Origin of the sequence: Burkholderia sp. Bp9143 (assembly GCF_003853645.1) — a bacterium.
GTDB lineage: Bacteria > Pseudomonadota > Gammaproteobacteria > Burkholderiales > Burkholderiaceae > Burkholderia.
The window spans coordinates 77,677-100,005 of record NZ_QTPO01000009.1 but is presented as its reverse complement, the minus strand read 5'-3'; the positions used below and the strand labels follow the sequence as shown (position 1 = coordinate 100,005).

The window sequence follows — 22,329 nt, the reverse complement described above, 5'->3', positions numbered from 1 at the left end:
GTCGGGCATCCAAATCGGCCGCAACCGCCGCGAGGCGGCTGCGGCACCTGCAAAAGCAGGGCGCTTACGCTGCGAGCAGCGAGCGCAGCACGAACGGCAGGATACCACCGTGCTTGTAGTAGTCGACTTCGATCGGCGTATCGATGCGCAGCAGCACCGGCACGCGGGTCGTTTCGCCATCCTTGCGGTGGATCACGAGCGTGACATCCTGCTGCGGCTTGAAGTCGTCGCCGAGGCCTTCGATGTCGTAGGTCTCTTCGCCGGTGATGCCGAGCGACTGGATGCTGTCCGCGCCCTTGAACTGCAGCGGCAGCACGCCCATGCCGACCAGGTTCGAGCGGTGGATCCGCTCGAAGCTGCGTGCGATCACGGCCTTCACGCCGAGCAGTTGCGTGCCCTTCGCGGCCCAGTCGCGCGACGAGCCCGTGCCGTACTCTTCGCCCGCGAACACGACGGTCGGCGTGTCGGCCGAGACGTACTGCATCGCGGCGTCGTAGATCGACTGCTGTTCGCCGCTCGGCTGGTGAATCGTCAGGCCGCCTTCGACGCGCGTGCCGTCTGCCTTTGCCGGGATCATCAGGTTCTTGATCCGGACGTTCGCGAACGTGCCGCGCATCATCACGTCGTGGTTGCCGCGGCGCGAGCCGTAGCTGTTGAAGTCGGCCTTCTGCACGCCGTTCTCCTTCAGCCACTTGCCTGCCGGCGAGTCTTCCTTGATCGAGCCTGCCGGGCTGATGTGGTCGGTCGTGACCGAGTCACCGAAGATGCCCAGTGCGCGCGCGCCCTTGACGGTCGGGATCGAGGCGGCCGGCTCCATCGAGAAGTCGTTGCCGAAGAACGGCGGCTCGGCGATGTAGGTCGACTTCGGCCAGTCGTAGACCTGGCCCGTCTCGCCCTCGATCTTGCTCCAGAGGTCGCCCTTCTTGGTCAGCTTCGCGTAGTTGTCCTCGAACTTCTTCGGGTCGAGCGCGAACTTGAGCAGCGCGTGGATTTCCTCGCTCGTCGGCCAGATGTCGCCGAGGTAGATGTCGTAACCGTCCTTGCCCTTGCCGACCGGCTCGGTCATCAGGTCGCGCGTGATGTTGCCGGCGATCGCATAGGCGACGACCAGCGGCGGCGACGCGAGGAAGTTCGCGCGGATGTTCGGGTGGATACGCGCCTCGAAGTTACGGTTGCCCGACAGCACGGCTGCCGCGACGATGTCGTTCTTCGTGATCGCTTCGTTCAGTTCCGGCGTCAGGTCGCCCGCGTTGCCGATACAGGTCGTGCAGCCGTAGGCGGCGACTTCGAAGCCGAGCTTCGCGAGGTAGGGCAGCAGGCCCGTCTTCGTCAGGTATTCGGTGACGATGCGCGATCCCGGCGCGAGCGACGTCTTGATGTGCGGCGCGACGGTCAGGCCGGCTTCGACGGCCTTCTTCGCGAGCAGGCCGGCGGCCAGCAGCACGCTCGGGTTCGACGTGTTCGTGCACGACGTGATCGCGGCGATCAGCACGTCGCCGTTCTTCACGTCGACGCCGTTGGTCGTCGTGTACTGCGCGTTCAGGTCGTCCGCCTTCTTCGCGAAGCCGTTTTCCGCGACCGGCTTCGAGAACAGGTCGGTGAACGTCGACTTGACGTTGCCGATCTCGATGCGGTCCTGCGGGCGCTTCGGGCCGGCCAGAGACGGGGCGACCGTTGCCAGGTCGAGCGTCACCGTCTTCGTGTAGTCGATGTCGCCGGCCTTCGGAATGCCGAACAGCTTCTGGGCCTTGAAGTAGTTCTCGAACGCGGCGATTTCCGCCTTCGTGCGGCCCGTGCCCTCGAAGTAGTCGATCGTCTTTTCGTCGACCGGGAAGAAGCCCATCGTCGCGCCGTATTCCGGCGCCATGTTGCCGATCGTCGCGCGGTCCGGCAGCGACAGCGACTTCGTGCCTTCGCCGAAGAATTCGACGAACTTGCCGACGACCTTCTCCTTGCGCAGCATTTCGGTGATCGTCAGCACCAGGTCGGTGGCCGTCACGCCTTCGCGCAGCTTGCCCTTCAACTCGACGCCGACGACGTCCGGCGTCAGGAAGTACACCGGCTGGCCGAGCATGCCGGCTTCAGCCTCGATGCCGCCCACGCCCCAGCCGACCACGCCGATGCCGTTGATCATCGTCGTGTGGCTGTCCGTGCCGACGAGGGTATCCGGGTAGTACACGGTGTCGCCGCCGTCCGCCTTCTTGTGGACGCCGCGCGCGAGATACTCGAGGTTCACCTGGTGGACGATGCCGACGCCCGGCGGCACGACCTTGAACGTGTCGAACGCCTGCATGCCCCACTTCATGAACTGGTAGCGCTCGTTGTTGCGCTGGAATTCCAGCTTCATGTTCAGGTCGAGTGCGTCTTTCTGGCGGAAGTAGTCGATCTGGACCGAGTGGTCGACGACGAGATCGACCGGAACCAGCGGCTCGATCTTCTTCGGATTCTTGCCCGAACGCTCCGCGACGCCGCGCATGGCCGCGATGTCGGCGAGCAGCGGCACGCCCGTGAAGTCCTGCAGCACGACGCGCGACACCACGAACGGAATCTCGTCGACGCGCTTCGCGGTCGGCTTCCAGTTCGCGAGCTGCTCGATGTGTTCTTCGGTGATCTTCTTGCCGTCGTAGTTGCGCAGCACGGACTCGAGCACGATACGGATCGACACCGGGAGGCGCTCGATCTTCGTCTTCAGTTCCTTGCCGAGCTGCGGCAGCGAGTAGAACTTGCCTTTGCCGGAACCGCTGTCGAATTCCTTGAGGGTCTTGTGGAGATTGTGGGCCATGGTGATTTTCCTGGGTTTAAGGCTAGGAAACAAAGAGTCCTGTATCTGACAAGGGGGCTGTTTGCGGATGAAACGTGCATGCGTTGCCCCGAGAAAGGCCGCTCGCAAGGACTGCGACGCAGCGAATACTGGACGTATTCGCAAGGAGCGTGACGCAGCGAGCGGCCTTTCTCGGGGCAACCCCAAATTTATATTCCATTCCACGGGAATGCCCCAAATCGGCCGCATGACGGCGTCGTTCGTCGCTTGTTTGGCACGGCCAAACGGCGCTCCTCACTCCTTGTCCTGCGGCCGATTTGGGGCATTCGCATGCACGTTTCATCCGCAAACAGCCCCCTATATCACATACAGATCGACGTACTCATCGACCGGCATCGCTTCGAGCTTTGCCTGGTCCAGCGACACGTCGAGAATCGCTTGTTGCTGCTTTGCCGGGAAACGGCGGGCGAGGTTGGTCCGGAACTTGTCGACCAGGAGCGGGATGCCGTCCGCACGGCGTCGCTGATGGCCGATCGGGTATTCGACCGCCACTTCGGCAAGCTTCGATCCGTCCGCGAATTCGATCGTCAGCGCATTCGCGATCGATCGCTTGGCCGGGTCATGGTAATCCTTCGTGAACTGCGGATCCTCGACGCACGCGGTTTTCGCGCGCAGCGCGTCGATGCGCGGATCGGCGGCGACCGCGTCTTCGTAGTCGGCCGCGGTCAGCCGGCCGAACAGCAGAGGCACGGCGACCATGTACTGGATGCAGTGATCGCGGTCGGCCGGATTGGCGAGCGGCCCCTGCTTGTCGATGATGCGGATCGCGGCCGCGTGCGTGCGGATCGTGATCCGGCTGATCTCGTCGGTCGTGCGGCCCGCCGCGGCGAGCTGCGCGTGCAGCTGCAGCGCGGCCTCGGCGGCCGTCTGCGCATGGAATTCGGCGGGGAACGCGATCTTGAACAGCACGTTCTCCATCACGTACGTGCCGTACGGGCGCTGGAAGCGGAACGGCTGTCCGTCAAACAGCACGTCGTAGAAGCCCCAGGTTTTCGCGGTGAGCGCCGACGGGTAGCCCATTTCACCCGTTTTCGCGATCAGCGCGAGGCGCACCGCGCGGGACGTCGCGTCGCCGGCCGCCCAGGACTTGCGCGAACCGGTGTTCGGCGCGTGGCGGTAGGTGCGCAGCGCCTGGCCGTCGACGAATGCGTTGGATACCGCGTTGATCAGCTCGTCGCGCGTGAGCCCGAGCAGGCGGCCGACGACGGCCGTCGATGCGACCTTCACGAGCAGCACGTGGTCGAGCCCGACCGCGTTGAACGAATTCTCGAGTGCGAGGCAGCCCTGGATCTCGTGGGCCTGGATCATCGCGACGAGCACGTCGCGCATGGCAAGCGGCTTCCTGCCGGCCGCGACGGCCGTGCGGGACAGCCAGTCGGCCGTCGCCAGGATCCCGCCGAGGTTGTCGGACGGATGACCCCATTCGGCGGCGAGCCAGGTGTCGTTGAAGTCCAGCCAGCGGATCATCGCGCCGATGTCGAAAGCGGCCTGGACGGGATCGAGCTGGAAGGACGTGCCGGGCACCTTCGCGCCGTTCGGCACGATCGTGCCGGGCACGACAGGGCCGAGCAGCTTGGTGCAGGCAGGGTAGGACAGCGCCTCGAGTCCGCATCCGAGCGTGTCGATCAGGCAATGACGCGCCGTCTCCAGCGCGAGCGCGCTGTCGATGCCGGGGTTCAGCACGTAGTCGACGATATCGACGAGTACGGAATCCGGAGCGGGGCGGACGTTGGAGACCGAGGCGGACATCGAGGGGCCTGGGAGAACGCGCTTAGTTCGTTGCCGGCTTCAGTTCGTTCGATTGCGTCGGAGCCGGCGTGCCTTGCGCCATTTCCTGCGTCACGCATTCGTCGGCGAGACGCTCGCCGCCGTTCGCATCGCTGAACAGCATCGCCTTGCTCGGGATCACGACCAGCTTGAAGCCCGCGGCCGGATCGTAGAACGTGTCGGCACCCGTCGTCGTAGCCTGACGCGGAAGCTTGTAGTTCTTCTTCGCCCAGTGAACCGTGACGACCTGGTCACGTTTCATGTCGCCGGCGAGGTCGAACGACAGGCCTTCCTTGCACGACCACTTGGTTGCGCCTTCCGGCACCGGATCGACCTTGGCGGCGGCACGCGCCTGGGCCTTCTTGCTGCGCGGAACGATGCGCTTGGCCGGCGCCGGGCGCTTGGCCGTCTTCTTCGCGGTCGCCGTATCCTGGGCGAACGCGCTCGGAGCCGACACCAGCATCGTGGCGGACAACGCGCCGATGGCGGTAGCGATCAGGAGTTTCTTCATGGAGTCAGAACCTTTCGATAATCAGTTGACAAGGGCCGGCAGCTGACACTGCCGGCCGGTTTGAAACTGCACGCGCCCCGGAAGCGCGCAGCGGCCGCTATTTTCACCTATTTGGCCGCGCATATTTCAGGTTTTCGGGCTCGGTTACGTTTTTTGTCGTTTTGCAAACCTGTCTCGGGTTTGCGCTCCGGTGATTCGATGAAATTCGTGTGTCGGCGCGCGCTCACCGCGCATCTCCGGCGGGGTCCGTGCCGAATAGCGGCGCGGCTTCGGCCGGCACCGGCTGGCCGGTCGCCCGCGCGCGGCGCAGCACCGACCAGTAATAGCGGTAGCTCGCGCGGTCGTGCAGCGTATCGCCATGGCGCGTCGGGCCCCAGTCGGCGGCCTGCGCGGCCAGCAGGATCTCGGCGGCCAGCGCGACTTCATCGGTGCGCGGCGCGAATGCGTCGACGATCGGGCGGATCTGCGCGGGATGGATGCTCCACATCCGCGTGAACGCGAACTCGTCGCGCGCGCGGCGTGCGTCGCCGGCGACGACGGCCATGTCGCGCACTTCCGTCGTCACGTTGTGCGACGGCGTCTTGCCGTGCGCGTGGCAGGCCGCGGCGATTTCCAGCTTCGCGCGGCGCACGAGCGGGTGGTCGAACTGGCCGGGCGAGCGCATCGCCGCATCGGGAATCGCGCCGTGATGCGCGGACACGAAGTCCATCAGCCCGAAGCTCAGCGTGCCGACCAGCGGCAGCGCGGCGAGGGCGGCAGCCTGCGCGAGCGCGCCGTGCGTCTCGACCAGCACGTCGACCGGGATCGGCTGCGCGACGCCAAGCTCGCGGCGCGTGCCTTCGATGAACGCGACCATCTCGGCCGCATCGGCGGCGCTCGCGATCTTCGGCAGCGTGACGTAGGCCGGTGCGCGCGCGGCGCGCAGCACGATGCGCACGTCGTCGCGCCAGTGGGGATGGGAAAAGTCGTGGATGCGGACGCCGACCCGCCCGAAGCGGTTCTCGGCGCTGCCGAGGAATTCGGCGACGCGCTGTGCGTGCGCGGCTTCCTGGCCGACGGCCGCGCCGTCCTCGCAGTCGAGCGTGATGTCGAACACGGGGCCGAGTTCGGCCTGGAGCGCGAGCGACTTGCGCATCAGCTTCTCGCTGCCCGCGTAGTGATCGCAGCAGGGCAGGATCGCGGGCGGGGACGCCCCGTCGTACAGCACTTGTGCAGGAGTGAGCGCGGACATCTCTTCTACGTCAAGGAAGCGGGCAACGTGGAGAAAATCGGATTCGGGCGCGTTCTGGGCCGGTGCGCGGGGCGCCTGGAGCGGCAAAACGTGCGCGGATCGGATCGGGCGGCGGGGCCGGCTGCAGCCCCGCCGCCCGTGCCGTGACCGGACCGCCCGGAGGCGGCCCGGCCATGCGGCCTGCTTAGTTCTTCAGCAGGTGGGCGACGCCGTCGCGCTCTTCGAGCAGTTCGGCCAGCGTGCCGTCCATCTTCTCGCGCGAGAATGCGTCGATTTCCAGGCCTTCGATGCGCTTGTACTCACCGTTTTCGCAGACGACCGGCACACCGTAGATGATGTCTTCGGGGATGCCGTACGAGCCGTCCGACGGGATGCCCATCGTGACCCACTTGCCGTTCGTGCCGAGAACCCAGTCACGCACGTGGTCGATCGCCGCGTTGGCTGCCGACGCTGCCGACGACAGGCCGCGCGCTTCGATGATCGCCGCGCCGCGCTTGCCGACGGTCGGGATGAACGTGTCGCGGTTCCACACGTCGTCGTTGATCAGCTTCAGCAGCGACTCGCCTTCGACGGTCGCGAAGCGGAAGTCGGGGTACATCGTCGGCGAGTGGTTGCCCCACACGGCGAGCTTCTCGATCGATGCGACCGGCTTGCCCGACTTGGCGGCGAGTTGCGACAGCGCGCGGTTGTGGTCGAGGCGCAGCATCGCCGTGAAGTTCTTCTTCGGCAGATCCGGTGCCGACTTCATCGCGATGTACGCGTTGGTGTTCGCCGGGTTGCCGACGACCAGCACCTTCACGTCGCGGCTCGCGACTTCGTTCAGCGCGGCGCCCTGGACCGTGAAGATCTCGGCGTTCGCCGACAGCAGGTCCTTGCGCTCCATGCCCTTCGAGCGCGGACGCGCACCGACCAGCAGCGCGACGTCTGCATCCTTGAATGCAACCTTCGGATCGTCGGTGATCACGACGCCCGCGAGCAGCGGGAACGCGCAATCGTCGAGTTCCATCACGACGCCTTTGACGGCGGCTTGGGCTTGCGGGAGGTCGAGCAGTTGCAGGATGACCGGCTGGTCCTTGCCGAGCAGGTCGCCGTTCGCGATGCGGAACAGCAGGGAGTAAGCGATTTGACCTGCGGCGCCGGTGACGGCAACGCGCTTTGCGGGCTTAGCCATTGAAAATCTCCAGGACGGGTGAAGCGGTGGACGCTAGGCAAAACGCCATTCTATGCGCGTTACGCGTAGCGTTGCATTGAAGCAGGGCGGAGGACTCGCGAAAGGCAGACGCGGTGAACCTGGAGACGGCCGTGGCACGTAGCCGGGGACGCGTTTTGCACCCGCGAACCCTTGCTCGCCCCGGAGTGTAGGAGCCGGCGGGCCCAAAGTCAAACGGTATCATATGTCTTATATAAGACAGATGTTTTGCGGAATTTGAGTGGACGGAAAAGCGCGGTTTGTGATGAAATGCGCGCCATGACATCGAACCAGGCGAACAACGCGAATCCGACCGGCGCAGGCGGCCCAGGGCAGCCGGGCGCGGGCGATTCCGTGCCGGCGCCTGCCGCTTCGCCGTCGCCGACCTTCAGTCCGTTATACCAGCAGATCAAGTCATTGATCACGCAAAGTCTCGAATCCGGTGAATGGAAGCCGGGCGAGATCATTCCCAGCGAAGTGGAGCTCGCGGCCCGTTACAAGGTCAGCCAGGGCACCGTTCGCAAGGCGATCGACGAACTGGCCGCGGAAAACCTCGTGGTCCGGCGGCAGGGCAAGGGTACGTTTGTTGCGACGCACAACGAGGATCGCGCGCAGTTCCGTTTCCTGCGTCTGCTGGCCGACGACGGTGCCGAGCATCCGCACGTGAGCCGCCTGCTCGAATGCCGGCGCCTGCGCGCGCCGGCCGAGATCGCGCGGCAGCTCGACCTGAAGCCGGCCGATCCGGTCGTGCAGGTGCGTCGCCTGCTGGAGTTCGAGAACGAAGCGACGGTGCTGGACGAGATCTGGCTGCCGGGCGCGATGTTCCGCGGGCTCACGTTCGAGCGTCTGAGCGAGTACAAGGGCCCGCTCTACGCGATGTTCGAGACGGAGTTCGGCACGCGGATGATCCGCGCGACAGAGAAGATCCGCGCGGTGGCGGCGGAGCCGGCGGTGGCCGACCTGCTGCACGTGCCGGCGGGTTTCCCGTTGCTGTCGGTCGAGCGCGTGTCCTATACATACGGAGACCGGCCGGTGGAAGTGCGGCGCGGCTGGTACGTCACGACCGGGTATTACTATCAGAATGACTTGAGCTGACGACGTATCGGCACAAGCAGCGTGCACGCGCACTCCCCATGTTCGCGTAGCACGTTTCGGGCCGCCTTTATTCTCGTTCGCGTAACGATCCAGAGCAGACTTTCGCTGCAGCGCGATATAAAAAGGCGCTAAAATCGCGGATTAGTGTGACAACATAGTAGGGGTCTAGCATGACTGACGCAGTAAGAAAGCCGAGGCCGGAATACCGGAACATCGGAATCGGCGACATCACGTTGAAATATCGCATGCCGCTGGCGGCGATATTGTCGATTCTCCACCGAGTCAGCGGCGCGCTGCTGTTCCTGTTCCTGCCGTTCCTGCTGTTCCTCCTGGACCAGAGCCTGACGTCCGAACTCAGCTTCGAAGTCTTCAAGCAATTCCTCTCCAACATCGTCGTCAAGCTGATCGTCCTCGCGCTGTCCTGGGCGTTCCTCCACCATTTCTGCGCCGGCATTCGCCACCTGCTGATGGACGTCAACCACGACGCCGTCTCGAAGGAAGGCGGCAAGCGGACGGCCGTCGTCGTCTTTGTCGTCTCGATCGCGCTGACGATCGCCATGGCACTCAAACTGTTCGGAGCATTCTAAGAAAATGGCAGCCAATAACCGAATCGGCTCGAAGCGCCTCGTCGTCGGCGCTCACTACGGCCTGCGCGACTGGCTCGCGCAGCGCGTCACCGCCACGATCATGGCGGTCTACACGGTCATTCTGCTCGTCCTGTTCTTCGGCGCGCATGACTTCTCGTACGAAGGCTGGGCATCGATCTTCTCCGCGCAATGGATGAAGCTCGCGACCTTCGTGACGCTGCTTTCCCTCTTCTACCACGCATGGGTCGGCGTGCGCGACATCTGGATGGACTACGTGAAGCCCGTCGGTGTGCGCCTGCTGCTGCAATCGCTGACCATCGTCTGGCTGCTCGCATGTGCGGGCTACGCCGCGCAGATTCTCTGGAGAGTGTAAAGAATGGCTGCAATCAAAACTTCCCTGCCGCGCCGCAAGTTCGACGTGGTGATCGTCGGCGCGGGCGGCTCGGGCTTGCGCGCAGCGCTGCAACTGTCGCGCGCGGGCCTGTCGGTCGGCGTGCTGTCGAAAGTGTTCCCGACCCGTTCGCACACGGTGGCCGCACAGGGCGGCATCGGCGCGTCGCTCGGCAACATGAGCGAAGACAACTGGCACTTCCACTTCTACGACACGATCAAGGGCTCCGACTGGCTCGGCGACCAGGACGCGATCGAGTTCATGTGCCGCGAAGCACCGAACGTCGTGTACGAACTGGAACACTTCGGCATGCCGTTCGACCGTAACGCGGACGGCACGATCTACCAGCGTCCGTTCGGCGGCCACACCGCGAACTACGGCGAGAAGCCGGTCCAGCGCGCTTGCGCGGCCGCCGACCGTACCGGTCACGCGCTGCTGCACACGCTGTACCAGCAGAACGTAGAAGCGAAGACGCAGTTCTTCGTCGAATGGATGGCGCTCGACCTGATCCGCGACGCGGACGGCGACGTGCTCGGCGTGACGGCCCTCGAGATGGAGACGGGCGACGTCTACATCATGGAAGGCAAGACGACGCTGTTCGCGACGGGCGGCGCAGGCCGGATCTTCGCGGCATCGACCAACGCGTTCATCAACACCGGCGACGGCCTCGGCATGGCCGCGCGTTCGGGCTTCGCGCTGCAGGACATGGAGTTCTGGCAGTTCCACCCGACCGGCGTGGCCGGCGCGGGCGTGCTGATCACCGAAGGCGTGCGCGGCGAAGGCGGTATCCTGCGCAACGCGAACGGCGAGCGCTTCATGGAACGCTACGCACCGACGCTGAAGGACCTGGCGCCGCGTGACTTCGTGTCGCGTTCGATGGACCAGGAAATCAAGGAAGGCCGCGGTGTCGGTCCGAACAAGGACCACGTGCTGCTCGACCTGTCGCACATCGGCGCCGAGACGATCATGAAGCGTCTGCCGTCGATCCGCGAAATCGCGCTGAAGTTCGCGAACGTCGATGCGATCAAGGAACCGATCCCGGTCGTCCCGACGATCCACTACCAGATGGGCGGCATCCCGACCAACATCCACGGTCAGGTCGTCGGCACGTCGCGCGGCCACAAGGATCCGGTCAACGGCTTCTACGCAGTGGGCGAGTGCTCGTGCGTGTCCGTGCACGGCGCGAACCGCCTCGGCACGAACTCGCTGCTGGACCTCGTGGTGTTCGGCCGTGCGGCCGGCAACCACATCGTCGAGCACGTGAAGAACCAGAAGGAACACAAGCCGCTGCCGGCCGACGCAGGCGAATTCTCGCTGGCACGCCTGGCGAAGCTCGACAAGTCGACCTCGGGCGAGTACACGCAGGATGTCGCGAACGACATCCGCGCGACGATGCAGAAGCACGCAGGCGTGTTCCGCACGTCGGCACTGCTGAAGGAAGGCGTCGACCAGATGGCCGGCCTGAAGGCCCGCGTGGAAAGCATCCACCTGAAGGACAAGTCGAAGGTGTTCAACACCGCGCGCGTCGAAGCGCTCGAGCTGGAGAACCTGATCGAAGTCGCCCGCGCGACGATGGTGTCGGCGGAAGCGCGCAAGGAAAGCCGCGGCGCGCACGCCCACAGCGATTACGAACACCGCGACGACGACAACTGGCTGCGCCACACGCTGTGGTACAGCGAAGGCGATCGCCTCGACTACAAGCCGGTTCAAATGAAGCCGCTGACGGTCGACTCCGTGCCGCCGAAGCCGCGCACGTTCTAAGCCGAGTCAAAGGAATCCGAAATGGCAAAACGCATTTTTGAAGTCTACCGCTACGATCCGGACAAGGACGCGGCACCGCGCATGCAGACGTACGAGCTCGAGATCCAGCATGAGCGCATGCTGCTCGACGCACTGGTCAAGCTGAAGGCCGTGGACGAGACGCTGTCGTTCCGTCGTTCGTGCCGCGAAGGCGTGTGCGGTTCCGACGCGATGAACATCAACGGCAAGAACGGTCTCGCGTGCCTGACGAACCTGAACGATCTCCCGCAGAAGATCGTGCTGCGTCCGCTGCCGGGCCTGCCCGTCGTGCGCGACCTGATCGTCGACATGACGCACTTCTTCAACCAGTATCACTCGATCAAGCCGTACCTGATCAACGACGCGCCGCCGCCGGAGAAGGAACGCCTCCAGTCGCCGGAAGAACGCGACGAGCTCGACGGCGTGTACGAGTGCATTTTGTGCGCGAGCTGCTCGACGTCGTGCCCGAGCTTCTGGTGGAACCCGGACAAGTTCGTCGGCCCGGCCGGCCTGCTGCAGGCTTACCGCTTCATCGCGGATAGCCGTGACACCGCCACCGGCGAGCGTCTCGACAACCTGGAAGACCCGTACCGTCTGTTCCGTTGCCACACGATCATGAACTGCGTCGACGTTTGCCCGAAGGGCCTGAACCCGACGAAGGCGATCGGCAAGATCAAGGAACTGATGGTTCGCCGCGCGGTTTAAAGTTGTGATGAGCGACGATTCGCATCAATCCGACCCGCACCGTCGCGCGCGCCTCCGCTGGCGCGCGCGGCGGGGTCTGCTGGAGAACGACATCGTATTCGAGCGTTTCTTCAGCAGATACGAGCATGACCTCACCGATGCAGACGTAGGCGCGTTGTCGCGCCTGCTCGATCTGAGCGACAACGACCTGATGGACTTGCTCCTCGCGCGCAAGGAACCAGAGGGCGACCTAGACAGCCCGGATATTCACCGGCTGTTGGAGATGCTGCGCAACGTGTAACGCGTTACGCCCGTTATCGAATCCCGTTTCTTTATTTCGATTGAGGATGTGCCATGACTCCGTCTGATGTTAAAGCCACGCTATCGTTCAGCGACAACTCGCCGAGCGTCGAAATGCCGATCTACAAGGGCACGATGGGCCCGGACGTGATCGACATCCGCAAGCTGTACGGCCAAACCGGCAAGTTCACTTACGACCCGGGCTTCATGTCGACGGCAGCTTGTAATTCGGCGATCACGTACATCGACGGCGACAAGGGCGAACTGCTGTACCGCGGCTACCCGATCGACAACCTCGCGCAGAACGCCGACTTCCTCGAGTCCTGCTACCTGCTGCTGAAGGGCGAGCTGCCGAACGCGGCGCAGAAGAAGGAATTCGTCGACACCGTCACGAAGCATACGATGGTGCACGAGCAGATGCACTTCTTCTTCCGCGGTTTCCGCCGCGACGCGCACCCGATGGCGGTGCTGGTCGCCGCAGTCGGCGCGCTGTCCGCGTTCTACCACGACTCGCTCGACATCAACGACCCGCGTCACCGCGAAGTGTCGGCGATCCGCATGATCGCGAAGCTGCCGACGCTCGTAGCGATGGCGTACAAGTTCAGCATCGGCCAGCCGTTCGTTTATCCGAAGAACGAACTGTCGTACAGCGCGAACTTCATGCACATGATGTTCTCGAACCCGTGCGAAGAGTACAAGGTCAACGACGTGCTCGTCCGCGCGCTCGACCGTATCCTGATCCTGCACGCCGATCACGAGCAGAACGCATCGACGTCGACGGTCCGCCTGGCCGGCTCGTCGGGCGCGAACCCGTTCGCGTGTATCGCAGCCGGTATCGCATGTCTGTGGGGCCCGGCGCACGGTGGTGCGAACGAAGCCGCGCTGAACATGCTCGAGCAGATCGGTTCGCCAGACAACATCCCCGAATTCATCAAGCAGGTGAAGGACAAGAATTCGGGTGTGAAGCTGATGGGCTTCGGTCACCGCGTGTACAAGAACTACGACCCGCGTGCGAAGCTGATGCGCGAAACGTGCTACGAAGTGCTGAACGAACTCGGCCTTCACGACGACCCGCTGTTCAAGCTCGCGATGCAGCTCGAGAAGATCGCGCTGGAAGACGAATATTTCGTGTCGCGCAAGCTGTACCCGAACGTCGACTTCTACTCGGGTATCGTTCAGCGCGCGCTGGGCATCCCGACGTCGATGTTCACGTGTATCTTCGCGATGGCACGTACGGTCGGCTGGATCGCACAGTGGAACGAAATGATTGCGGATCCGGAGCAGAAGATCGGCCGTCCGCGTCAGCTGTTCATCGGCGACACGCCGCGCGAAGCGAAGCCGCTCAACGCACGTTAAGTCGTGCGCGGCGCGAACGGCCGTCAGGCCGCTCGCGTCCGGCAATCGCAATGCCCCGACACCCCGGTGGGTCATCCCGCCGGGGTGTTTTCATTTGCGCGGTCGGGGTTGGCCTTGGCCCGGTCCGGTCCTGCGTTCCAGCGACGGTGGTCGCGTGTCGAGCGGCGGCGTGTCGGCGTCGGGGGCGTGGCCGTGCTGCGCGAAGAACTGCCGGTATGCGCCGGGCGTCATTCCGCGCGCGGCGAGGAACTGGCGGTTGAAGTTCGCGGCATTCGGAATGCCGCAGCGCGTGGCCACCGTGGCAATCGGCCAGTCGGTGCCGACCAGGTGGCGGCACGCATGCGCGAGCCGCAGTCGCTGCACGTAGCGGCCGACGCTTTCGCCGAGGTGCCGCACGAACAGCCGCTGCAGCGTGCGTTCGGACATGTGCGCGACGGCGGCGAGTGCGTCAATGCGCAGCGGCTCGTGGAAGTGCCGGTCGATCGCGTCGAGCACGCGATCGAGGCGCTCGGCTTCGGGCGCGGCCGTGTCGGCCGATGGCGCGGCTGCGTCGGGCCGATCGTAGGCCTGCGCGGTGGCGAGCGGCTCGCCGCCGGCTTCCGCGAGATCGGCGAGCGTGTCGAGTGCGGCCGCGAGGCGTACGCGCGGCGAAGGGTCGAGTAACCGCGGGAGTCGCGCGCGCATTGCGCGGGCGGTATCGGCGTCGAAAGCGAGTCCGGGCGCCGCGCGACGCAGTAGCGAGCGCAGCGGCGCGTACTCGGGACAGCAGTCGGCCACGCGCCGTGCCCAGTCGCCGTCGAACCAGACGACGAGCGCGACTTCCGGCGCATCGCGATCGATGCGCGCATTCGACGACCACGTGTGCGGCAGATTGGGTGGTACGAGCACCAGGTCGTCGTCCGCGTAGCGGGCGACATGATCGCCGATGAAGCGCCGGCCGCGGCTGTTCAGCGTCAGCGTCAGTTCGTACTCGGGATGGCGATGCCATTCGAACGGAATGCGCGCGAGCCGGCGGTGGTACACGCGGATCGAACAGCCGGGGGCGAACGTCACGTGCTCGTACTGCGGTTTCATCGCGGCCTCCGGTCGAGCGCGGCACCGCGCCGTGGCATGATCGTGATCGATCGTCACGACGGAGCGATGCCATGTTTTCACATGTTTGCGTGGGCGTCAGCGATACCGCGCGCGCGTACGACTTCTATGCGCCGCTGTTCGCGGAACTCGGGTTGCGTCTCAAGTTCAGCGAGCCGGACGGCTGGTCGGGCTGGATGCCGGCGGATACCGACCGGCCGCTGTTCTTCTTCGGCCGGCCGCTCGACGGCCGTGCGCCCGAACCGGGCAATGGCCATACGGTTGCGTTCACCGCGCCGACGCGCGCGCAGGTCGACCGCTGCCATGCGCTCGCACTGCAGCACGGTGGCACCTGCGACGGGCCGCCCGGCCTGCGGCCGCACTATCACCCCGACTACTACGGCGCGTATTTTCGCGACCCGGACGGCAACAAGCTGTGCGTGGTATGCCATCGTCGCGAGTAGCGAGCGATTGTCAGGATTGTATCGATTGTTGGCTGGATAGTGTCGATGGCGGCGACGCGTCGGCCGTACGCTGAATGCCCATCACGACATGATTCAGCGAGGAGACGACGATGCACCTGACGATTGACGATCTGCCGGCGGCGATCCGCACCGCGAAAAGGGCGCTGCGCGCCGACCTGCCCGGTTACGCGGCCACGTTCCGCGAGCTGGAGGGCGATATCGCGCGGCAGGTCGATGCGATCCGCCGCGCATACGCGCACGGCCACGACGTGATTCCGGTGCTGCGATTCGCGGATATCGCGAACGGCACCGTCGATCCGCGGGCGATCGCCGGCATCCGCACGCGCGGCGCGGCGGTGATCCGCGGCGTGTTCGACGCGCAGCAGGCGCGCGACTGGAACGACGAGATCGGTGCCTATCTGGATGCGAACCGTTTCGCGGAGCGGCTGCATGCGCGCGCCGAAGACCGCTATTTCGGCAACCTCGCGTCGGGCAAGCCGCAGATCTACGGCGTCTACTGGTCGAAGCCGCAGGTGGACGCGCGCCAGTCGCCGGCCCTCACGCAGGCTCGTGTGTTCCTGAACCGCCTGTGGCGCCATGCGGATGGCGCGCGCAGGCATGTCGATCCTGACCAGATGCCGGCCTACGCGGACCGGATCCGCCGCCGGCCGCCGGGCTCGACGTCGCTCGGGCTGTCGCCGCATGTCGATGGCGGCTCCGTCGAACGCTGGCTCGGCGCGAATTTCCGGCAAGTCTATCGTCACGTGCTGGCGGGTCGCTGGCGCGATTACGACCCGTTCGACGCCGCGTTCCGCCCCGACGTCGAGGAGATTCCGTCGCCGGCCGTGTGCTCGATGTTCCGCACGTTCCAGGGCTGGACCGCGCTGACGCCGCAAGGGCCCGGCGACGGCACGCTGCAGCTGATTCCGGTCGCGAACGCGATGGCGTACGTCGTGCTGCGCGCGCTGCAGGACGACGTCGCCGGCGACGACTTGTGCGGCGCGCGCCCGGGCCGCGCGCTGTCGATCCTGCCCGAATGGCATGCGCTCCTGCTCGACGCGCTGGTGCCGATCCCGCACATGGAGCCGGGCGATGCGGTGTTCTGGCACGGCGACGTCGTGCATGCGGTCGAGGATGCGCATCGCGGCAGCGGCGACAGCAACGTGATGTATATCGCGGCTGCACCGGGGTGCGCGAAGAACGACGCCTACCTGCAGCGCCAGCGGCTCGCGTTCCTGTGCGGCGACAGCCCGCCGGATTTTCCGGGCGATCATTTCGAGGTCGACTTCGACGGACGGGGAGGCGAGGGCGATCTCACGGCGCTGGGCCGTGTGCAAATGGGATTCGAGCCTGTCGGCGCATAACGGATGCGCGGGACGCATCGGCCGCTTCCGTACCGAGGAACGGCCGTTTGCGCCGCTCCGGCCGACCGTCCGCCGAATCCGCTGCGCCCCACCTGAAATTCGACGCGATCGGCTGCGGGCATGCCGGAAATCGACACGTATTGCGCAATTTGGCTTCCGATAATGGTCCGGACACAACGCAGCTGCCCCGTGCGCCGTACGGCGGCAGCGTGACCATGGAGGAGTCGATGCAATTCACGCAAGCGATCGTTCGCCGTCCCGCGCCGTCCTGTGGCGCGGGTCTCACCACCGCAGCGCTCGGCGCGCCCGACTACGACAAGACGCTCACGCAGTTCCACGGCTACTGCGACGCGTTGCGCGGGCTCGGCGTCGAGCTGATCGAGCTGCCGCCGCTGGACGCGTTCCCCGATTCGCATTTCGTCGAGGACGTCGCCGTCGTCACGCCCGAATTCGCGGTGATCACGCGCCCCGGCGCGCCCGCGCGGCGCGGCGAGACGGTGCACATCGAAGCGGCGCTCGGCGCGTATCGCTCCCTGCTGCCGATGCAGGCGGGCCGTCTCGACGGCGGCGACGTGATGCTGGTCGGCAAGCGTTTCCATATCGGCCTGACGGGCCGCACCGACGCGGAGGGCATCGCCGTGTTCGAGTCGCTGGTGTCGCGCTACGGCTATTCGGTGGTCGCGGTGCCGGTCGGTGCGGGTCTGCACCTGAAGTCGGTCGTCAACGCGCTCAGCGACGACACGCTGATCGTGACCGAGGCGCTGGCCGCGCATCCGGCGTTCGTCGACTATCGCCGGATCGCGATCTCGGCCGCCGACGAATACGCGGGCAACACGCTGCGCGTGAACGGCACGTTGATCACACCGGCGGGCTATCCGCGCGTGCACGACGCGATCGGCTCGCTCGGGCTGCCGCTGCACGTGATCGACACGAGCGAGTTCCGCAAGATGGACGGCGGCCTGACCTGCCTGTCGCTGCGGTTCTAGCCGATTGGCGCGCGGCCGCTTCGGCCGGATAATGTGGCCCCCGCGCGGAACGGGAGGAGACGCTCCGCGCATCAGCCACGACCCGACCGGAGCGAACGCGGATGACCGACAAGAAGATGCAGCTCGACAAGATCGATCTCCGGATCCTCGACATCCTGCGCACCGACGGACGGATTTCATACCGGAAGCTGTCGGAGCTCGTGAACCTCACGCCGCGGCCGTGCCAGGCACGCGTGGAGCGGCTCGAGGCGCTCGGCGTGATCGAAGGCTACCGCGCGGTGATCAAGGCGCCGCGTGCGACCAAGCCGATCGTCGTGATCGCGCAGATCGTGCTGGCCGACCACGGACGCTCGCAGGCACCGTTCGAGGACGAGATGCGGACCAATCCGGCCGTGCTCGACTGCTGGCTCGTCAGCGGCACGTTCGATTTTCTCGTGCGGCTCGCGTGCGAGGATCTCGACGAATACCGCCGGATCGCGAATGTGTGGCTGGAAAGCCCGCGGTTCCGGATCGAGAAGATCGTGACGACCGCCGAGCTGCAGTCGATCAAGCGCAGCGTCGTCTGACACGGCAGTGTGCGTCCGGGCCGCCGGCACCGGACGCGCGGCCCGGCGGGCAGGACCGGTTTTCGGGGCGAATAACCGGGTCGATCGATTTGCATTCCGAATCAATTTGAGCGGCCCGGATCACAAACAGGGTGAACACCATGGATGCTTTGCAAGCGGCAGTGGAGACGGCCGCACCGTCCGGGGCGGCGCTGAAGCGCCGGCTGCAGAGCCGCCACATCGCGATGATCGCGATCGGCGGTTCGATCGGCACGGGGCTGTTCGTCGCGTCGGGCGCGTCGGTCGCGCAGGCGGGGCCGGGCGGCGCGATCGCCGCGTATATCGCGATCGGGCTGATGGTCTACTTCGTCGTCACCGGGCTCGGCGAGATGGCCGCGCTGATGCCGGTGTCGGGCTCGTTCGCGATCTACGGCGAGAAGTACGTCGACGAAGGCTTCGGCGTCGCGCTCGGCTGGACCTACTGGTACAGCTGGGCCGTGACGATCGCGATCGAGCTGGTCGCCGGGCAGATCGTGATGCGCTACTGGTTTCCCGCCGTGCCGGGCGTATGGTGGGGCGCCGCGTTCCTGGTGCTGATCTTCCTGCTGAACACGTTGTCGGTGCGCGGCTTCGGCGAATCCGAATACTGGTTCTCGCTGATCAAGGTCGTCACCGTGATCGCGTTCATCGCGGCTGGCTTGCTGATCGCGGCCGGCCTGCTCGGCAACGGGCATCCGGTCGGCTGGCGCAACTTCAGGACCGGCGACGCACCGTTCGTCGGCGGCGTGCACGCGATGATGAGCGTCGCGCTGATCGCGGGCTTCTCGTTTCTCGGCACCGAGCTGGTCGGGATCACGGCCGGCGAATCGGAAAACCCGCGCAAGACGATCCCGCGCGCGGTGAAGCAGATCTTCTGGCGGATCATGCTGTTCTACGTGCTCGCGATCTTCGTGATCGGCCTGCTCGTGCCGTACACCGATCCGAACCTGCTGAAGAGCGACGTGACCGACATCGGCGTGAGCCCGTTCACGCTCGTGTTCAGCCATGCGGGCTTTCCGCTCGCCGCGGGCGCAATGAATCTCGTGATCCTGACGGCCGTGCTGTCGGCCGGCAACTCCGGCACGTATGCGGCCACCCGGATGCTGTACAACCTCGCGGCGGAAGGCCGTGCGCCCGCGATGTTCGCGACGCTGTCGCCGGGCGGCGTGCCGCGCAACGCGCTATACGCGACGATGGCGGTGGGCGGGCTGTGCTTCCTCACGTCGCTGACCAACAACCAGCGCATCTATCTGTGGCTGCTCAATACGGTCGGCATCACCGGCTTCATCGCGTGGCTCGGCATCGCGGTCTGCCACTACCGGTTCCGCAAGGGCTTTCTGAAGCAGGGCTACCGGCTCGATCAACTGCCGTACCGCGCGAAATGGTTCCCGTTCGGGCCGCTGTTCGCGATCGCGATCTGCATCGTGATCTCGCTCGGGCAGGATTACCAGGCGTTCTTCGCGGCCCGCATCGACTGGATGGAAGTGCTGTCGATCTACGTGTGGATCCCGCTGTTCGTCGCGATCTGGTGGGCGTATCGTCGCGTGCGCAAGAGCCGGCTCGTGCGGTACGAGGAGATGGAGATCGGGCCGTGGCTGACCCGCCCGGTCGACGGGATCGGAGAAACGCGCGAGCGGTCGCGCGGCGCGTAGCCTGCTCGCGGCCGCATGGCGGGCGGCCGCGGGCCGGGATACCATCGCGATTCGCGCGGCGTGCGGAACAGGGCCTCCGACACGCCGCGCATTTTCCGATCGATTCCGCGTCCAGCACACAACATGACAACACAGCCGAATCGCGTTTCCTCCCCTTCATTCGTTTCCGCCGCCAGCGTGCGCGCGCTGGCCGATGCCGTGCGCATGGCCGGGCGGCGTGCCGTCGACCTGGCCGACGACGCGCTTGCGCGTCTCGGCACGATCGGGCCGCTCAATGCGATGGTGCACATCGATGCCGATCTCGCGCGCCGCACGGCCGAGCGCGTCGATGCACGCATCGCGCAGGGCGACGCGCTGCCGCTTGCCGGCGTGCCGTTCGTGATCAAGGACAACCTCGATACCGCCGAAATGCCGACGCTCGGTGCGAGCCCGGCGGTGAACGGCTATCGGGCAAACACGGGCTGCCGCACAACATCCAGACCGACACGCTGGCGCGCGGCATCTACTGCCTCGACTACGCACCCGACGATCCCGACGCGCACAGCGTCGTGCTGATCAGCTACACGTGGGAAGACGATTCGCACAAGATCCTGTCGCTCACCGACAAGGTCGAGCGGTTCAAGCGTCTCGTGGCCGAGATTGGTCTCGTGTCGCCGGCGTTCGCCGCGCACCTGCGTCCGCTCGACGACGATTACACGCGCAACGTGACGAGCCACGACTGGTTGTCGGATCGCTATGCGCTCGGCGCATTCAAGCTGAACTATCCGGGCGAGGACATCCACTCGCAGGCGCTGTTCCACCAGTTCCAGACGGCCGCCGATCCGTCGTCGGACCGGGGGATCTACCTGGCCGGCTGCTGCTGCTCGTTCACCGGCGGCTGGATCGAGGGTGCGGTGCAGACCGCGATCAACGCGGCGAGCGCGGTGATCCACAGTCTCGGCGGCACGCTCGCCGACGGCAATCCGCTCGACGCGATGCGCAGCCGCTATCGCTATGGCGACTGACGCGGCGGCCGACGCTACTTGTCCAGCTCCGGATAGTGCCGGAAGATCCCCATGTCGTTGAACGGGATGCGGCGCTCTGACTCGAGATAGCGCGCGATGGGCGGATGTTGCGCGACGCGGTCGTGCAGGCCGACGAGTCCGGCGACGGTGCGCTCCGCGCGCTTCATCGCTTTCGGGAACGCGTAGCGCAGGCCTTCGATCAGTTGAAACATCGACAGGTCCGCATAGCTGAGCGCGCTGCCGGCGATATAGCCGCCTTTGTGCGGATTCTGCTCGAGCACGCGATCGAAGTAGCCGAGAAACTTCGGCAGCCGATGTTCGAGGAAATCGGCCGCGCGCTCGGCGGCCTCGACCTTCTGGTCCTCGTAGTAAAGGCCGCTGGCGATCGGGTGATGCGTGTCGTGGATCTCGTTGACGAAATCCGCGACGGTCAACTGAAGCTGATGCACCCACAGCCGTCCGGCTTCGTCGTCGGGCGCGAGCCCGAGCCGCGCGCCGAGAAACAGCAGGATGTTCGCGGTCTGCCCGACGACCACGTCGCCGGCCTTCAAAAACGGCGGCGCGAACGGCACGCATTCGGCCTTCGTGCTGTCCATCAGCCGCATCATCGCCGACACGCCCATGCCGCGCCCCGATTCGCGCGCGACGTCGACATAGTCGGCCTCGGCCGCCTCGAGCGCGAGCCGTACGTATTCGCCGCGGCCCTGGATCTCGGGCCAGTAATAGAGTTCATATCGCATGCTGTGCTCCAGTCCGGTCGATGCGGCGGGCGATTCCCGCATCGCGATGGCGGGGAGGGCGGCGGCCGTGCGCCGCCCGTTGCGAATAGACAGTCTAGGAGATCGCGCGGGGAGTGCAGTGCTTGCCGCGCGTCATGCGCCGCGTTCTCCACGCTCGCCGCCCTCGGGGCCGTAGAAAAATACCCAGGTCGAGAAGTCGTCGGAGAAGCCGACGAAGCGGTGCGATGCGAACGCGGGGACGAACAGCACGTCGCCGGCCGCGACGCCGCATTCGCGCCCGTCGACGACGAACCGCGACGTGCCGGCGGCGATCACGTAGACCTCGTCGCGCGTATGCGGCGTCTGCAGGTCCTCGCCGCGCGGCCGGTACAGCTCGATGTCGAGCGTGCCGTGGCGAAACAGCGTCGTGAACAGCGTGCCTTCATCGTCGAGGCGGGCGAGCGATTCGTTGATGCCGAGCTTCATCGTCGTGGGCTCCGGGTCCGGATCGTGGGGACGTTCAGGCTTGCGTCGTCCCATCGTATGCCGGAATCCGGCCCGGCGTGAACCTCGCGATCGCGGGCCGCGCCGGTGCCCGGTGCGGCCCGTGCAAAACCTGAATAGATCCGGATACAGGCCCCCGATTAGAAACGAATACAACGGGTGATTCCATTGTTTACAAAGGACTTTTGACGCTGACCATTATTGCAAATAGTAGTGCGCGAACGTGAAAATTACCGTTCGGTTCAGTTGATGCATTGCACTTGATTATTT

At 65.6% G+C, this 22,329-nt stretch carries 22 protein-coding genes; 14 read left to right on the top strand and 8 right to left on the bottom strand.

Annotation, left to right across the window (positions count from 1 at the left end; translation table 11 throughout):
* Window positions 1-64: 64 nt before the first annotated feature.
* The 5 genes from acnA to DIE23_RS08960 form a co-directional block, all read right to left on the bottom strand.
* Window positions 65-2,782, bottom strand: a complete 2,718-nt coding sequence (gene acnA, locus DIE23_RS08980; protein WP_124611784.1) for an aconitate hydratase AcnA — start codon at window positions 2,780-2,782, stop codon at window positions 65-67.
* 336 nt (window positions 2,783-3,118) lie between these two features.
* On the bottom strand, window positions 3,119-4,570 hold the full coding sequence (locus tag DIE23_RS08975; protein ID WP_124611783.1) for a bifunctional 2-methylcitrate dehydratase/aconitate hydratase: 1,452 nt from the start codon (window positions 4,568-4,570) through the stop codon (window positions 3,119-3,121).
* 22 nt (window positions 4,571-4,592) lie between these two features.
* On the bottom strand, window positions 4,593-5,099 hold the full coding sequence (locus tag DIE23_RS08970; RefSeq protein WP_124611782.1) for a hypothetical protein: 507 nt from the start codon (window positions 5,097-5,099) through the stop codon (window positions 4,593-4,595).
* A 223-nt stretch (window positions 5,100-5,322) separates the two neighbouring features.
* Window positions 5,323-6,330: a CoA ester lyase gene (locus DIE23_RS08965; protein WP_124611781.1), complete on the bottom strand. Its 1,008-nt coding sequence runs from the start codon at window positions 6,328-6,330 to the stop codon at window positions 5,323-5,325.
* 184 nt (window positions 6,331-6,514) lie between these two features.
* Window positions 6,515-7,501 (bottom strand): malate dehydrogenase, encoded by a 987-nt coding sequence (locus DIE23_RS08960; RefSeq protein ID WP_014899969.1) that lies wholly within the window; start codon window positions 7,499-7,501, stop codon window positions 6,515-6,517.
* Window positions 7,502-7,789: 288 nt separating this feature from the next.
* Between DIE23_RS08960 and DIE23_RS08955 the strand changes: the two genes are divergently transcribed.
* The 7 genes from DIE23_RS08955 to gltA all read left to right on the top strand — a co-directional run bounded on the left by DIE23_RS08955 (window position 7,790) and on the right by gltA (window position 13,711).
* Window positions 7,790-8,614 carry a GntR family transcriptional regulator gene (locus DIE23_RS08955; protein WP_124611780.1) on the top strand — a complete coding sequence of 275 codons (825 nt, stop codon included), beginning with the start codon at window positions 7,790-7,792 and terminating at the stop codon, window positions 8,612-8,614.
* A 170-nt stretch (window positions 8,615-8,784) separates the two neighbouring features.
* Window positions 8,785-9,201, top strand: coding sequence for a succinate dehydrogenase, cytochrome b556 subunit (gene sdhC / locus DIE23_RS08950; protein WP_124611779.1), 417 nt, complete (start codon window positions 8,785-8,787; stop codon window positions 9,199-9,201).
* 4 nt (window positions 9,202-9,205) lie between these two features.
* Window positions 9,206-9,574 carry a succinate dehydrogenase, hydrophobic membrane anchor protein gene (gene sdhD, locus DIE23_RS08945; RefSeq protein WP_006399546.1) on the top strand — a complete coding sequence of 123 codons (369 nt, stop codon included), beginning with the start codon at window positions 9,206-9,208 and terminating at the stop codon, window positions 9,572-9,574.
* Between the two features lie 3 nt (window positions 9,575-9,577).
* Window positions 9,578-11,353 carry a succinate dehydrogenase flavoprotein subunit gene (sdhA, locus tag DIE23_RS08940; RefSeq protein WP_124611778.1) on the top strand — a complete coding sequence of 592 codons (1,776 nt, stop codon included), beginning with the start codon at window positions 9,578-9,580 and terminating at the stop codon, window positions 11,351-11,353.
* Between the two features lie 21 nt (window positions 11,354-11,374).
* Window positions 11,375-12,076: a succinate dehydrogenase iron-sulfur subunit gene (locus tag DIE23_RS08935; RefSeq protein WP_011658352.1), complete on the top strand. Its 702-nt coding sequence runs from the start codon at window positions 11,375-11,377 to the stop codon at window positions 12,074-12,076.
* 7 nt (window positions 12,077-12,083) lie between these two features.
* Window positions 12,084-12,356 (top strand): succinate dehydrogenase assembly factor 2, encoded by a 273-nt coding sequence (locus DIE23_RS08930; protein ID WP_057923949.1) that lies wholly within the window; start codon window positions 12,084-12,086, stop codon window positions 12,354-12,356.
* Window positions 12,357-12,409: 53 nt separating this feature from the next.
* Window positions 12,410-13,711, top strand: a complete 1,302-nt coding sequence (gene gltA / locus DIE23_RS08925) for a citrate synthase (protein ID WP_050011289.1) — start codon at window positions 12,410-12,412, stop codon at window positions 13,709-13,711.
* A gap of 90 nt (window positions 13,712-13,801) precedes the next feature.
* Here the strand turns inward: gltA and DIE23_RS08920 are convergent, their stop codons facing one another.
* Window positions 13,802-14,785 carry an AraC family transcriptional regulator gene (locus DIE23_RS08920; RefSeq protein ID WP_124611777.1) on the bottom strand — a complete coding sequence of 328 codons (984 nt, stop codon included), beginning with the start codon at window positions 14,783-14,785 and terminating at the stop codon, window positions 13,802-13,804.
* Between the two features lie 71 nt (window positions 14,786-14,856).
* On the opposite strand from DIE23_RS08920, the gene DIE23_RS08915 reads away from it, so the two are divergent.
* The 7 genes from DIE23_RS08915 to DIE23_RS08880 all read left to right on the top strand — a co-directional run bounded on the left by DIE23_RS08915 (window position 14,857) and on the right by DIE23_RS08880 (window position 20,836).
* Window positions 14,857-15,246 carry a VOC family protein gene (locus DIE23_RS08915; protein WP_124611776.1) on the top strand — a complete coding sequence of 130 codons (390 nt, stop codon included), beginning with the start codon at window positions 14,857-14,859 and terminating at the stop codon, window positions 15,244-15,246.
* Between the two features lie 110 nt (window positions 15,247-15,356).
* Window positions 15,357-16,610 carry a DUF1479 domain-containing protein gene (locus tag DIE23_RS08910; RefSeq protein WP_124611775.1) on the top strand — a complete coding sequence of 418 codons (1,254 nt, stop codon included), beginning with the start codon at window positions 15,357-15,359 and terminating at the stop codon, window positions 16,608-16,610.
* Between the two features lie 227 nt (window positions 16,611-16,837).
* Window positions 16,838-17,596: a dimethylarginine dimethylaminohydrolase family protein gene (locus DIE23_RS08900; protein ID WP_124611773.1), complete on the top strand. Its 759-nt coding sequence runs from the start codon at window positions 16,838-16,840 to the stop codon at window positions 17,594-17,596.
* A gap of 101 nt (window positions 17,597-17,697) precedes the next feature.
* Complete coding sequence (locus DIE23_RS08895; protein WP_124611772.1) at window positions 17,698-18,162, top strand: Lrp/AsnC family transcriptional regulator; 465 nt, start codon at window positions 17,698-17,700, stop codon at window positions 18,160-18,162.
* A gap of 140 nt (window positions 18,163-18,302) precedes the next feature.
* A complete protein-coding gene (locus DIE23_RS08890) occupies window positions 18,303-19,832 on the top strand; it encodes an amino acid permease (RefSeq protein WP_124611771.1) in 1,530 nt (509 codons plus the stop codon).
* Between the two features lie 123 nt (window positions 19,833-19,955).
* Entirely contained in the window at window positions 19,956-20,387 is a 432-nt protein-coding gene (locus DIE23_RS08885) for an amidase family protein (RefSeq protein ID WP_260436006.1), read from the top strand.
* Window positions 20,294-20,836, top strand: a complete 543-nt coding sequence (locus DIE23_RS08880) for an FAD-dependent oxidoreductase (protein ID WP_260436008.1) — start codon at window positions 20,294-20,296, stop codon at window positions 20,834-20,836. The genes DIE23_RS08885 and DIE23_RS08880 overlap by 94 nt, the downstream gene beginning before the upstream one ends.
* A gap of 14 nt (window positions 20,837-20,850) precedes the next feature.
* Here DIE23_RS08880 and DIE23_RS08875 read toward each other — a convergent pair whose 3' ends face one another.
* Together DIE23_RS08875 and DIE23_RS08870 are read right to left on the bottom strand one after the other, a co-directional pair.
* Window positions 20,851-21,576, bottom strand: a complete 726-nt coding sequence (locus DIE23_RS08875) for a glutathione S-transferase (protein WP_124611770.1) — start codon at window positions 21,574-21,576, stop codon at window positions 20,851-20,853.
* A gap of 132 nt (window positions 21,577-21,708) precedes the next feature.
* Entirely contained in the window at window positions 21,709-22,041 is a 333-nt protein-coding gene (locus DIE23_RS08870) for a cupin domain-containing protein (protein WP_124611769.1), read from the bottom strand.
* Between the last annotated feature and the right edge of the window lie 288 nt (window positions 22,042-22,329).

What these genes read in the sequence shown, in the direction of transcription:
- DIE23_RS08920 (WP_124611777.1), bottom strand. Translation starts at nt 14,785, where the DNA reads ATGAAACCGCAGTACGAGCACGTGACGTTCGCCCCCGGCTGTTCGATC.
- DIE23_RS08870 (WP_124611769.1), bottom strand. Translation starts at nt 22,041, where the DNA reads ATGAAGCTCGGCATCAACGAATCGCTCGCCCGCCTCGACGATGAAGGC.
- gltA (WP_050011289.1), top strand. Translation starts at nt 12,410, where the DNA reads ATGACTCCGTCTGATGTTAAAGCCACGCTATCGTTCAGCGACAACTCG.
- sdhD (WP_006399546.1), top strand. Translation starts at nt 9,206, where the DNA reads ATGGCAGCCAATAACCGAATCGGCTCGAAGCGCCTCGTCGTCGGCGCT.
- DIE23_RS08890 (WP_124611771.1), top strand. Translation starts at nt 18,303, where the DNA reads ATGGATGCTTTGCAAGCGGCAGTGGAGACGGCCGCACCGTCCGGGGCG.
- DIE23_RS08885 (WP_260436006.1), top strand. Translation starts at nt 19,956, where the DNA reads ATGACAACACAGCCGAATCGCGTTTCCTCCCCTTCATTCGTTTCCGCC.
- DIE23_RS08915 (WP_124611776.1), top strand. Translation starts at nt 14,857, where the DNA reads ATGTTTTCACATGTTTGCGTGGGCGTCAGCGATACCGCGCGCGCGTAC.
- sdhA (WP_124611778.1), top strand. Translation starts at nt 9,578, where the DNA reads ATGGCTGCAATCAAAACTTCCCTGCCGCGCCGCAAGTTCGACGTGGTG.
- DIE23_RS08975 (WP_124611783.1), bottom strand. Translation starts at nt 4,570, where the DNA reads ATGTCCGCCTCGGTCTCCAACGTCCGCCCCGCTCCGGATTCCGTACTC.
- DIE23_RS08910 (WP_124611775.1), top strand. Translation starts at nt 15,357, where the DNA reads ATGCACCTGACGATTGACGATCTGCCGGCGGCGATCCGCACCGCGAAA.
- DIE23_RS08900 (WP_124611773.1), top strand. Translation starts at nt 16,838, where the DNA reads ATGCAATTCACGCAAGCGATCGTTCGCCGTCCCGCGCCGTCCTGTGGC.
- DIE23_RS08970 (WP_124611782.1), bottom strand. Translation starts at nt 5,099, where the DNA reads ATGAAGAAACTCCTGATCGCTACCGCCATCGGCGCGTTGTCCGCCACG.
- sdhC (WP_124611779.1), top strand. Translation starts at nt 8,785, where the DNA reads ATGACTGACGCAGTAAGAAAGCCGAGGCCGGAATACCGGAACATCGGA.
- acnA (WP_124611784.1), bottom strand. Translation starts at nt 2,782, where the DNA reads ATGGCCCACAATCTCCACAAGACCCTCAAGGAATTCGACAGCGGTTCC.
- DIE23_RS08955 (WP_124611780.1), top strand. Translation starts at nt 7,790, where the DNA reads ATGCGCGCCATGACATCGAACCAGGCGAACAACGCGAATCCGACCGGC.
- DIE23_RS08935 (WP_011658352.1), top strand. Translation starts at nt 11,375, where the DNA reads ATGGCAAAACGCATTTTTGAAGTCTACCGCTACGATCCGGACAAGGAC.
- DIE23_RS08960 (WP_014899969.1), bottom strand. Translation starts at nt 7,501, where the DNA reads ATGGCTAAGCCCGCAAAGCGCGTTGCCGTCACCGGCGCCGCAGGTCAA.
- DIE23_RS08895 (WP_124611772.1), top strand. Translation starts at nt 17,698, where the DNA reads ATGACCGACAAGAAGATGCAGCTCGACAAGATCGATCTCCGGATCCTC.
- DIE23_RS08930 (WP_057923949.1), top strand. Translation starts at nt 12,084, where the DNA reads ATGAGCGACGATTCGCATCAATCCGACCCGCACCGTCGCGCGCGCCTC.
- DIE23_RS08965 (WP_124611781.1), bottom strand. Translation starts at nt 6,330, where the DNA reads ATGTCCGCGCTCACTCCTGCACAAGTGCTGTACGACGGGGCGTCCCCG.
- DIE23_RS08875 (WP_124611770.1), bottom strand. Translation starts at nt 21,576, where the DNA reads ATGCGATATGAACTCTATTACTGGCCCGAGATCCAGGGCCGCGGCGAA.